Origin of the sequence: Xanthomonas sp. LF06-19, assembly GCF_034105425.1 — a bacterium.
Classification (GTDB): Bacteria; Pseudomonadota; Gammaproteobacteria; order Xanthomonadales; family Xanthomonadaceae; genus Xanthomonas_A; species Xanthomonas_A sontii.
The window spans coordinates 590,260-601,626 of record NZ_JAXGGH010000001.1; the positions used below are offsets into that span (position 1 = coordinate 590,260).

The window sequence follows — 11,367 nt, forward strand, 5'->3', positions numbered from 1 at the left end:
TTGCCTGTCGTCCGCGCCGATCCTACAGCGTCCGCACGCCAGGTGGAGGCGTCGCGCACGCCAAGTGGGCATCGGCGACCGGGCGCGTTGGCGCCCCCGACCCGAGGGCGCCCGGCGCACGCCGCCTCGGCGAAGGCGTGTTCTCCGCCGGGGCGGCCAGGGGCATGGCCAGGTCGGGAAGGACGCGGCGTGCGAGGAACCCCTGCATCGCCGGCAAGCGATCGCCAACGCGGGTCAGGCGCAGGCGCGGCGTCAGCCGCGACCGGCAGCGCGAGGAAACCCGGTCTCGGCGGAGGAGACCGCCTGATCCAGCCAAGGCCGACAGACAGGAAACGGCGGCAGCCGCGAATGGGGCTCCGAGTAAAGCCCCTCGCGGCTGAAGCCGCCCCTACGGTCGCGACGGCATAGCGACCAACGGCCGCCGGAACGCGTCGCTGGCGATGCGCTGACGCCGCCGATACCTACAGCCGAGCAGCACGCGACACGTGCAACGCCACGGCGGCGATCGCCCGCGCCGCCGCGGTGCTCTCAGTGCAAGGTCGCGCTATGCGGATCGAGACGGTCGATGACGCCCTGCATGGCGCTGTCGAAGGCGCCGTCGTCGACGTGCGCGCGCAGCCGGCCCAGCCGCACCATCACCGCCAGTTCTTCCGGCGAGGCCACGCAGAAGCGCACGCCGCGCCGGTTGACGAACAGCAGGCGCGACGAGATCGGGCTCACCCACGACAGCTTGCCGGCCTGCATCTTGCCGTCGCGGTCGACGAAATCCAGCCAGGTGCCGATCTGCATCGTGCGGAAGCGGTCGGCATCGGCGTTGTCGAAATCGTCCATGGTCTGCGGCGGCGCCACGTCCACCGGTTGCGCCTCCTGCACCGGCGGCTGCGGCAGCGCCACCTGCGGCAGCTCCGGCAGCGGCCGCTCCAGTTCCGGGCGCAGCTCGGCCACCGCCTGCAGCGTGTCGTGCAGCGCGTCGATCGCGGCCGTGGCCGCCTCGGCATGCAGGCCGACGCTGGCGAAGACCCGCTGCAGCGCGCCCTGCCAGGCCTGCAGCCAGGGCTTGCCGACGATGTGCCGCTGCGCCTCGGCGGCTTCCTCGAGCAGGCCGTCGGCCAGCGCCAGCGCATCGCGCACGCCGGGGCCGCCCTCGCCTTCGCGCAGCATCGCCATGGTCAGGTGGTGCTGCCACGGTTGCCGCAGGAACTCCTGCAGCGCCTGCGGCAACTGCCGGCCCTGCAGGCGCACCTGCAGTTCGGCCTCGGCGCGCTGCCGCGCCAGTTCCAGCTTCTCCTGGCCGCGCTGGGTCTCGGCGGCGCGGCGCTCGGCGATCTCGATGCGGCGGCGGTGCTGCACCAGGAAATCGCGGAATTCCTCCTCCAGGGTCAGGAAGATCGCCAGGTTCTCGTTGAACTCGGCCACCAGCCGGTCGATGATCTCCTCGACCTTGCCCATCAGCACGCGCTCGGCCTGGCTCTCGCCGGTGTTGCCCTCGCAGGCCTCGGCCAGCGAATTGAGCAGGCGCCGCGCCGGATGGGTCTTCTGCACGAACATGCGCCGGTCCAGCAATGCGACCTTGACGAACGGCACCACCAGCCGGCCGATCAGTTCGCGCGAGCGGCCCTCCAGGTCGCGCTCGTCGAGCATCACGTCGAACAGCATGCCGACCAGGTCGATCGCGTCCTCGTCGACCGGATCCAGCCGCGCATGCGCTGGGTCCACGCCGAACTGGGTGGCGTTGGACAGCACCTCGCTCTTGAGCCGCTGCGCCAGCGATTCGCTGTCGTCGCCGATCGCCGCGCGCAGCGTCGCGCTGGGCGTGGCCTGCAGCAGCGACAGCACCGACATCATCTCGCGCTGGCTCAGCGGGCGTTGCTGACCGACCGCCGCGGTGGCCGCGGAGGTGGCGCTCTCGCGCGCGTTGCGGGTCTGCTGCAGCAGTTCGTGCAACGCCTCCAGCAACACGCCCTGACTACCGCCGGGCAGGCGCGCCTCGCCGTCGTCGTAGCGCTCGCCGGCCTGCAGGCTGCCGCGGCGCTCGGCCCAGCGGTTGACGAAGCGGTTGGCCCAGGCCGGCGCGTAGTGCTCTTCGTCCTCGCCCAGCTCGGCACCGACGCCATCCCCGGCAGCGCCTGCCTCGCGCGGCGGGCGCTGCTCCGGCGGCGGTGCGCGCCGCGGCGGCGGCGGCGGTCGCGGCCGCGAGATCTCCGGCATGATCCCGGCCTGGGCGAGGCTGTCGTCCAGGTCCTGGTAGAGCTTGCCGACCCCGGCGGTGAAGTCGCGTTCGCACAGCTTGATCAGCACCAGCCGCACTTCCGGGGCCAGGTCGCTGGTGGAGAACGCGGCATGCACGGCCACGCCGATGTGTTCGGGGCCGATCGGATTGGTGTCCGCATCCAGCTCCAGGCCGCCGGCGATCCAGCCCAGGCGCCGGTCGATGCGGGTCAGCACCGGCTTCCATTCGCGCAGCAGCACGCTGGCGAGGTTGCGTACCGCCAGCCGCGATTCCAGCTCGTGTTCGGAGATCAGGCTCAGGCCCTGCCCGTAGCCGGCCAGGGCGACTTCGGCCGAGAGCGGCGCGCCGGCCTCCAGCGCTTCCCAGGCGGTATGCAGTTGCGCGCGGAAGCGCGCGGCGATCTCGTCGCGACGACGGCGCAGTTCGCGCATGCCGTCGAGGAACAGCAACTGCGACGCGCCGGCACTCTCGGCGCGATCGAACAGCACGTCGTCGAAATGCGCCAGCGCCGCGGCGAAGGCCTGGCCCAGCACTGGCAGCATGCCCTCGCGCGCCTGCGTCAACAGGCGCGGGTCACGCGCCGGGTGTGCGTGCGGGCTGGGGCTGAAACTCATGCGCGACGGCTCCGCGCCATGGACGGCGCCAGATAGAAGGAAGGTGGAAGACGATCGGACGCGGCCCCTGTTTCCGCTCCTGCATGGTAGGCAAGGTGTCTGAACAGCGACCGTGATGCGCTGCGCATTTCTGGCTCCAGAACGTGACCTCGTGCAGGATCGTAGGCATGGAAGGCGTCACTACGGCGGCAATGCGGCATGAATACGGCACGCCCGTCGAGGATCAGGCCGCCACCGCCACCCGTTCCAGGCGGTCGACCACGCCCTGCATGGCGCTGTAGAAGGCATCGTCGTCGCGATGCAGGCGCAGCCGGTCCAGCCGCGCCATCACTGCCAGCGCCTCGGCCGAGGCGACGCACAGCCGCCCGCCGCGGCGGTTGACGAACAGCAGGCGCGCCGAGATCGGGCTCACCCAGGTCAGTTTGCCGGGCTGCACGCGGCCTTCGCGGTCGACGAAGTCCAGCCAGGTCCCCAGCGGCAGGGTGCGGAAGTAATCGGCGGTGATGTGGTCGAAATCGGTGGCCTGGACCGGTTCCGGCAGTGCCGGCACGGTCTCGGCGGCGGGCGGCTCGGGCACGTCCACGCCCGTCGCCGGCAGCGCGGCCTGCAGCGGCCGCGCGTGCGCCAGATCGTCCAGCGCCGTGTGCAGGGCCTGCCAGGCGGCTTCGGCCGCCGCGGCGTCCAGGCCGACGCTGGTCCACAGCCGGGTCAGCTCGGCATGTTGCGGCTGCAGCCAGCCTTCTACCGGCACCGCACCGTTCTGGGCCTGGCGGCACTGCGCCAGCACCGCATCGCCCAGCGCCAGCGCCGCGGCGAGCGCGCTGCCCTGACCGTCGTCGCGCAAGGCCGACTGCTGCACGTACTGGCACCAGGACTGGCGCAGGAAGGCCTCGATGGGAGGCGGCACGGTCAGGTCGTCGCCGGCCTGTTGCAGCAGATCGTGCAGCGCCTGCGCGGCGCGCTGCCGGGCGACCTCGCGGCGCTCCTCCGCCCGTTGCAATTCGGCCGCGCGGCGCTCGGCGATCTCCACCCGGCGCCGGTATTGCTCGTAGGCGCTGCCGAACTCGGCCTCCAGCGCCAGGAACACCGCCAGGTGCTCGTCGAAATCGCGCACCACCCGCTCCACCGCCGCCTGCGCCTGCGCCAGCAGCGCCTGCTCCGGGCCGGTGCTGCCGGCATTGCCGTCGCAGGCGTCGGCGAGCAGATTGAGCAGGCGCCGCGCCGGATGCCCGTCGCGCACGAACAGGCGGCCGTCGATCAGCGCCACCTTGGCCATCGGCACCAGCATCTGCCCCAGCAGTTCGCGCTGCGCAGGTTGCAGCACGCATTCCTCCAGCATCACATCGAACAGCAGGCCGACCAGATCCAGGGTGTCGGCATCGGCCGGATCCAGGCAGGTGCTGGCCGGGTCCAGGCCGAGCGAGGCGCCGATACCGGCGATCTGCCGGCGCAGGCCCAGCGCCAGCGGGCCGCCGTGTTCGCCGACGACGGCGAATCCGGCCAACGGCATGGTCTGCAGCAACGACAGCACCGACAGCAGCTCGCGCGGCGACAGGCAGCGCCGGCCGTCGCCCGGGCCCGCGTCCGGCTGCGCCTCGTGCAGCAGCGCGCGCAGCGCCGGCGGCAGCACCTCCTGCTCGTTGCGCGCGTGTGCGTCCAGGGCGCGCGCGGCGCGGCGCTGCGCCGCCGACAGCGGCGCGGCGGTGTCCCAGTTCTCGAAGAAGCGGCTGATCCAGTCCGGCGCCGCCTCGTCCTCGCTCGCGCCCAGGCGCGGGATGGCGCGGCGGCGCTGGCGCCCGCTCGGCAGCGCGCGGGCGCGCGCGACCTCGTTCAGGCGCTGCTCCAGTTGCGCATACAGTTCGCCGACGCGCTCCTGCAGTTCCTGCTCGCAGATCTTGACGATCGCCAGTTGCACCTGCGGCGCCAGCACCAGCCCGTGCAGCGCCGCGTACACCGCCGCGCCCAGGTGCTCGGGGCCGAACGGGTTGTTGTCGGCATCGATGCGCTGGCCGCCGGCGATGAAGCCAAGAAACCGGTTCAGCCGCATCAGCTCCGGCCGCCAGCGGTGCTGGATCGCCCCGGCCAGGTTGCGCACCGCCAGGCGCACGTCCAGTTCCTGTTCCGAGACCAGGCTGAGGTCGCCGCGCTCGCGCGCCAGGCTGCGCTCCACCGACAGCGGGCGGCCGGCTTCCAGCGCCTGCCAGGCCTGGGCCAGGTGCGCGCGGAAGCGCGCGGCGATCGGCTCGCGCTGCTGGCGCAGCAGCTGGATCGCCTCGAAATAATCGTTCTGGGTCGGCCCGGCGCGCTCGGCCATGCGGAACAGCGCTTCGGCCAGCACATCCAGCACCTCGCCGAAAGCGCCGGCGAGCGGAACCGACACCACATCCCGGACCTGATCGAGCAGATCCGCGTTGCGGCTGGGCGACAACTCTTCAGCGTATTCAGCAAGGGTCATGGCAGTGTGATACGCAGGCAGCAGTGAGACCGACGTCAATTCGGAAGCTAGCGGCAGATCAGCAACTCAACGCGATTGTCCGTGTAACTGCGGCATCCGCTGCCGCCTGCGAGCGCCCGACTATAATTCCGCGCCCGCCCCACGGAATCGAGACTATGCGCACAATTCATTCGCTGCAAGCGCTGGATGCGCGCCGTTCAGTGCCATCCAAGCAGCTGGGCGAGCCGGGACCGGACGCGGAGACGCTGCTGGCGATGCTGCAGTCGGCGGTGCGTGTCCCCGATCACGGAAAGCTGGTGCCGTTCCGCTTCCTGCGCATCGCCGGCCCGGCGCGTCAGGCCCTGGGCGACATCCTCGCCGCGCGCACTCAGCAGCGCGATCCCGGCGCGGCGCCGGCGGCGGTGGAGAAGGATCGCGAACGCTTCGCGCATGCGCCGGTGGTGATCGCGGTGATCGCCTGCCTGCAGCGCGGACACAAGGTGCCGGAAATCGAACAGTGGATGACCGCCGGCTCGGTGTGCTTCGCGCTGCTGCAGGCCGCGCAGGCCTACGGCTTCGGCGCGCAGTGGCTGACCGGCTGGATGGCGTATGACGAAACGGTGTCCGCGCGGCTGGGCCTGGCCGAGCACGAGCACGTCGCCGGCTTCATCCACATCGGCACCGCCCGCCTCGACGTGCCGGAGCGTGAGCGGCCGGACCCACGCGCGCTGCTCAGCGACTGGACGCCGTGAACGCAGGCCTGCCCCTGTCGCGGCCGCTGTACCTGGTCGACGCCAGCCTGTACGTGTTCCGCGCCTGGCATTCGATTCCCGACGAATTCCAGGACGCACAGGGCTGGCCGACCAATGCGGTGCACGGCTTCGCCCGCTTCCTGCTCGACCTGCTCGAGCGCGAGCGCCCGCAGCACATCGTGATCGCCTTCGACGAAGCGCTGGACAGCTGCTTCCGGCATCGCCTGTACGCCGCCTACAAGGCCAACCGCGCGCCGGCGCCGGACGCGCTGCGCCGCCAGTTCGCGCACTGCAAGGCGCTGTGCGCGGCCCTGGGCCTGGGCGTGCTGGCGCACCACGACTACGAGGCCGACGACCTGATCGGCAGCGCCCTGCACAGCGCCCGCGGCAATGGCTTCCACGGCGTGATCGTCTCCGCCGACAAGGATCTGTCGCAGCTGCTGTTGGAGTTCGACGAACAATGGGACTACGGCCGCGGCCAGCGCTGGGGCGCGGCCGGGGTCAAGGCGCGCCACGGCGTGCATGCGCACCAGATTGCCGACTATCTGGCGCTGACCGGCGATGCGATCGACAACATCCCCGGCGTCACCGGCATCGGCGCCAAGTCGGCGGCGATCCTGCTGGCGCATTTCGGCGACCTGGACACGCTGCTGGCGCGGGTCGACGAAGTGGCGTTCCTGCGCCTGCGCGGCGCCGCGCAGATGGCCGTACGCCTTCGCGAGCAGCGCGAGCACGCGCTGCTGTGGCGGCAGCTGACCACCATCGCCCTGGACGCGCCGCTGCACACGGCCACCGTGAATTTCGCCCGCGGCGCGGCCGATGCCGACATGCTGCACGGCCTGTGCGAGGCGCTGCGCTTCGGGCCGCTGACCCGACGCCGCCTGCTGCAGGCGGCCGGCCTGGAGTTTGTGGCCGGCTGAGCGCTGGCCTTCGCCACGGGAAGGCGATGCCGCTGCCCGAAGCAGGCACGCCCTCGCACGCGCTGTGCCGGTTGCACCGTGCCGTCGCGACAGGCGCCGAGCGACTCGCGCGGCGCCAGCGACCCCGGGCACGACTTGGCGCGCATCAAAAAAACACAACGCACGTTCTACACTGCACCGCATCGCCGGACCGCGCCGTGCGCGACCGCGCCCTCTTCCTCCGCCATCTTGCGAGCTGCCCATGCCCCGCCACGATTCCCCGCCCCGCGTCGTCTACGAAGGCAAGTACCAGCGCATGGTCGTGCGCGGCACCTGGGAGTATTCCGAGCGCGTGCACGCCGGCGGCCTGGCCGCGATCATCGTGGCGGTCACGCCGGACGACGAGGTGCTGTTCGTCGAACAGTTCCGCGTGCCGCTGCAGGCGCGCACCATCGAGATGCCGGCCGGACTGGTCGGCGACATCGATGCCGGCGAATCGATCGAGGTGTCGGCGGTGCGCGAACTGGAAGAGGAAACCGGCTGGACCGCCGAGCACGCCGAGGTGCTGCTGATCGGCCCGACCTCGGCCGGCGCCAGCAACGAGAAGATCGCCTTCGTGCGCGCCAGCGGCCTGCGCAAGGTCGGCAACGGCGGCGGCGACGCCAGCGAGGACATCACCGTGCATTCGGTGCCGCGCAGGCGTGCCGCCGCGTGGCTGGTGCAAAAGATGGGCGAAGGCTACGCACTGGACGCGAAGCTCTGGGCCGGCCTGTGGATGATCGAACACGAGCTCGACGGGACGCCGCGTGGCTGAGGGTCTCAGCCACGCATTGCCGCCGCTGCTGGGCGCGGACGACCCGGCGGTGTTCAGCATCCACCGACCACACGGTACATCGCCGTTCGTGCTGCTGGCGGACCACGCCGGCCGGGCAGTGCCGCGCGCGTTGCACGGCCTCGGCCTGGCGCAGGCGGAACTGGACCGGCACATCGGCTGGGACATCGGGATCGCCGGCACCACCCGCGCGCTGTCCGCGCTGCTCGACGCCTGGGCGATCGAACAGACCTACTCGCGGCTGCTGATCGACTGCAACCGCCCGCTCGCCTCGCCGACACTGATCCCGTCCGTCAGCGACCGCACCGTGGTGCCGGGCAACGCCGCACTCACGGCGGCGCAGCGGCAGCAGCGCATCGATGCCGTGCATGCGCCCTACCACGCGCGCATCGCCGCCGAACTGGACGCGCGCGGCGCCGCCGCGCGCCCCACCGTGCTGGTGATGATGCACAGCTTCACCCCGGTGATGGACGGCGTGCCGCGGCCCTGGCATGCCGGCGTGCTCTACCACCGCGACACCCGTTTCGCCCACGCGCTGTTGCAGGCGCTGCGCGAGGAAGACGACCTGCTGGTCGGCGACAACGCGCCGTACGCGGTCAGCGACAGCAGCGACTACGCGGTGCCCGTGCACGGCGAAGGCCGCGGCCTGCCGCACGTGGAACTGGAGATCCGCCAGGACCTGATCGCCGATGCCGCCGGCCAGCAGGCTTGGGCGCAGCGGCTGGCGCGGATCTTCACCAGGCTGCAGCCGCAGTTGCTGGCGCTGGGCTGAGTAACGCCGACGCCCTTCCCGCACCACGCCTCATGCCAGCGTCGGCACTGGCATCCACGGAAACGCCTTGTAGCCCTGCACCTGCAGCGGAACGCCGAGTGCGGCGAAATCGGCCGCGATCGCCGCGGCACGAAGACCATCCAATGCCTCGCCCACGGTCAGCGACCCGGCGCGACAGGCGGCCAACGCCTGGCCAATCGGCCAGTCCAGCAGGTGCGCGACCTGCTGCGCTATCGGCTTGACGCATTCGGGCGGACAGCGCGCAAGCACCAGATCGAACGAGGCAAAGACGCCTGCACCGACGCCAACCGCGCGCGCCGCCGCGGGCGGCGTGTCATCGTCGCCGAATGCAGTGGCTTCGTCGGGCGGCAACCAGAAGCGCGCCTGCAGCGGATCCTCGCCGGTGGCATGCACCCAGCCGAACGCCTCGTGCACGTGGCCGTCGTCGTTGCAGGCGGCAAAGGCATCCAGCGTATCACGCAAGGTCAATAGCGGAATCATACGTCGTCGGGCAGGCAGCGCGCGGCAGCGCAGTCTACGGCAGGTGTGCGGACGCTGAAGGAGAATGAAGCCTGCGAGACCGGAGCGAGACGTCGCTGGACATCGCCTGGCGTGTCGATCCGCGACCCCGTTCGACGACGACCGCTCGCCCGCACCCAAGCAGTCCGCGACCGGCAGCGCCGCCGCGATGCGCCCCCAGTGCAGCGGTACGCGGCTGGCGCAGCGGCGCCCGCGATCCGCAACGCCCGGTTGCCCCTGCGGCCGTTCGGCATGCACTGGCCACGACGCCGCTCAGCATGCTGAAGCGGCTGCCGCCCGCCTTCACACTAAGCTGAGTGTCTCCTGCGCACGCTCGGGCTGGACCGGTCCGCCGGCACCCCGCCCCGCACCGGACCCCACATGCTCATCCGCCTCGGTTACGAAATCCGCTACCGGTTCGCGCAAGCGACGCCGATGCTGGCGATGCTGGACATCCACGACAGCCGCCGCGACGACATCGTTGCCGCCACCGCCTTGCACAGCGTGCCGGCGCTGCCGTTGCACCGTTATCGCGATGGCTTCGGCAACCGCTGCACGCGCCTGCAGGCGCCCGCCGGCACGCTGACCCTGCGTGCCGATGCGGTGGTGCGCGACAGCGGACTGCCGGACCAGTACCGCTACGACGCCGCGCAGACGCCGGTGGAGCAGTTGCCCGACGACGCCCTGGTGTACCTGCTCGGCAGCCGCTACTGCGAGACCGACCTGCTCAGTGGCATGGCCTGGGAGCTGTTCGGCGGCACGCCGCCCGGCTGGGCACGGGTACAGGCGATCTGCGACTACGTGCATACGCGCATCGCCTTCGGCTATGCCCATGCCTGCGCCACCAAGAGCGCCGCGCAGGCGCTGCAGGAAGGGCGCGGCGTGTGCCGCGACTTCGCGCATGCGGCGATCGCGCTGTGCCGCTGCATGAACATCCCGGCGCGCTACTGCACCGGCTATCTGGGCGACATCGGCGTCCCGGTCTCGGACGCACCGATGGATTTTTCCGGCTGGTTCGAAGCCTTCCTCGACGGGCGCTGGTACACCTTCGATGCACGCCACAACGTGCCGCGCATCGGCCGGGTGCTGATCGCGCGCGGCCGCGACGCCGCCGACGTGGCGATCAGCACCACCTTCGGCGACAACGTGCTCGAATCGTTCGTGGTGTGGACCGACGAGACCAAGCAGGCACAGCTCGACACGCGCCCCTGCGCAGCGGCCGGCGCCATCACCGCCGCCGGATGCGAACCCGGCAACGCGCTGACCTGCTGAATCATTGCGGTGGACGGTGCCGCCATGCGCAGCACCGCCCTTCCGTGAACGCGCTATGCAGCCGCGCGCGGACTCAGGCGAAGCCGTCGGTGGCGCGCACCAACGCGTCGACGTTCTCGGGCTCGAACGCGGAATGGCCGGAGGCCGGGGTGATCTGCAGCGTCGCCTTCGGCCAGGCCTTGGCCAGGTCCCAGGCATTGGCCAACGGGCAGACCACGTCGTAGCGGCCGTGCACGATCACCCCGGGGATGTCGGCGATGCGGTGCGCATCGCGCAGCAACTGATCCTCGACCTCGAAGAAGCCGCCATTGACGAAGTAGTGGTTCTCGATGCGGGCGAAGGCCAGCGCGAAGTGCGGGTCCTCGTGGCTGTCGACGAAATCGGCGTCCACGTGCAGGAAGCTGGTCGCGCCTTCCCACACGCTCCAGGCCTTGGCCGCGGCCAGACGGGTCGCCTCGTCGTCGCTGGTCAGGCGCCGGTGGAAGGCCGAGATCAGGTCTGCGCGCTCCACCGGCGGGATCGCCGCGACGTAGTGCTCCCATGCGTCCGGGAACAGGCGGCCGGCGCCTTCCTGGTAGAACCACTCCAGTTCCCAGCGACGCAGCATGAAGATGCCGCGCAGCACCAGTTCGGTGACGCGCTCCGGATGGCTCTGCGCGTAGGCCAGCGCCAGGGTCGAGCCCCAGCTGCCGCCGAACACCTGCCAGCGGTCGATGCCCAGGTGCGTGCGCAGCCGCTCGATATCGGCGACCAGGTCCCAGGTGGTGTTGTCGACGAGGTCGGCATGCGGCGTGGAGCGGCCGGAGCCGCGCTGGTCGAACAGCACGATGCGGTACTTGGCCGGATCGTGGAAGCGGCGCATCTTGGCGTTGCAGCCGCCGCCGGGACCGCCATGCAGCAGCACCACCGGCTTGCCGTGCGGATTGCCGCACTGTTCGTAGGACAGGGTATGCCGTGCGTCCACCGGCAACATGCCGCTGTCGAACGGCTCGATCTCGGGATACAGCGTGCGCATGGCGACTCCTGCGGGAAAACCGCGATTC

9 protein-coding genes are annotated in these 11,367 nt (G+C 71.2%); 5 read left to right on the forward strand and 4 right to left on the reverse strand.

Annotated elements, in window-relative coordinates; all coding sequences use genetic code 11:
* Nucleotides 1-528: 528 nt before the first annotated feature.
* Complete coding sequence (locus SLW55_RS02705) at nt 529-2,844, reverse strand: DUF1631 domain-containing protein (protein ID WP_267100038.1); 2,316 nt, start codon at nt 2,842-2,844, stop codon at nt 529-531.
* 223 nt (nt 2,845-3,067) lie between these two features.
* Entirely contained in the window at nt 3,068-5,299 is a 2,232-nt protein-coding gene (locus SLW55_RS02710) for a DUF1631 domain-containing protein (RefSeq protein WP_267100037.1), read from the reverse strand.
* Between the two features lie 155 nt (nt 5,300-5,454).
* Here SLW55_RS02710 and SLW55_RS02715 point away from each other — a divergent pair, with 155 nt between their 5' ends.
* The 4 genes from SLW55_RS02715 (at nt 5,455) to SLW55_RS02730 (ending at nt 8,533) form a co-directional block, all read left to right on the forward strand.
* Complete coding sequence (locus tag SLW55_RS02715) at nt 5,455-6,030, forward strand: nitroreductase (protein ID WP_152237899.1); 576 nt, start codon at nt 5,455-5,457, stop codon at nt 6,028-6,030.
* Nucleotides 6,027-6,950 carry a 5'-3' exonuclease H3TH domain-containing protein gene (locus tag SLW55_RS02720; RefSeq protein ID WP_267102857.1) on the forward strand — a complete coding sequence of 308 codons (924 nt, stop codon included), beginning with the start codon at nt 6,027-6,029 and terminating at the stop codon, nt 6,948-6,950. Before SLW55_RS02715 ends, SLW55_RS02720 begins: the two co-directional genes overlap by 4 nt.
* 241 nt (nt 6,951-7,191) lie before the next feature.
* A complete protein-coding gene (locus SLW55_RS02725) occupies nt 7,192-7,743 on the forward strand; it encodes an NUDIX hydrolase (RefSeq protein WP_267117146.1) in 552 nt (183 codons plus the stop codon).
* Nucleotides 7,736-8,533, forward strand: a complete 798-nt coding sequence (locus SLW55_RS02730) for an N-formylglutamate amidohydrolase (RefSeq protein WP_320744493.1) — start codon at nt 7,736-7,738, stop codon at nt 8,531-8,533. The genes SLW55_RS02725 and SLW55_RS02730 overlap by 8 nt, the downstream gene beginning before the upstream one ends.
* A 30-nt stretch (nt 8,534-8,563) precedes the next feature.
* Here the strand turns inward: SLW55_RS02730 and SLW55_RS02735 are convergent, their stop codons facing one another.
* A complete protein-coding gene (locus tag SLW55_RS02735) occupies nt 8,564-9,034 on the reverse strand; it encodes a hypothetical protein (protein WP_320744495.1) in 471 nt (156 codons plus the stop codon).
* Between the two features lie 399 nt (nt 9,035-9,433).
* Between SLW55_RS02735 and SLW55_RS02740 the strand changes: the two genes are divergently transcribed.
* Nucleotides 9,434-10,324 carry a transglutaminase family protein gene (locus tag SLW55_RS02740; protein ID WP_267085624.1) on the forward strand — a complete coding sequence of 297 codons (891 nt, stop codon included), beginning with the start codon at nt 9,434-9,436 and terminating at the stop codon, nt 10,322-10,324.
* A gap of 73 nt (nt 10,325-10,397) precedes the next feature.
* Here SLW55_RS02740 and pip read toward each other — a convergent pair whose 3' ends face one another.
* Nucleotides 10,398-11,339, reverse strand: a complete 942-nt coding sequence (gene pip / locus SLW55_RS02745) for a prolyl aminopeptidase (RefSeq protein ID WP_152238576.1) — start codon at nt 11,337-11,339, stop codon at nt 10,398-10,400.
* Between the last annotated feature and the right edge of the window lie 28 nt (nt 11,340-11,367).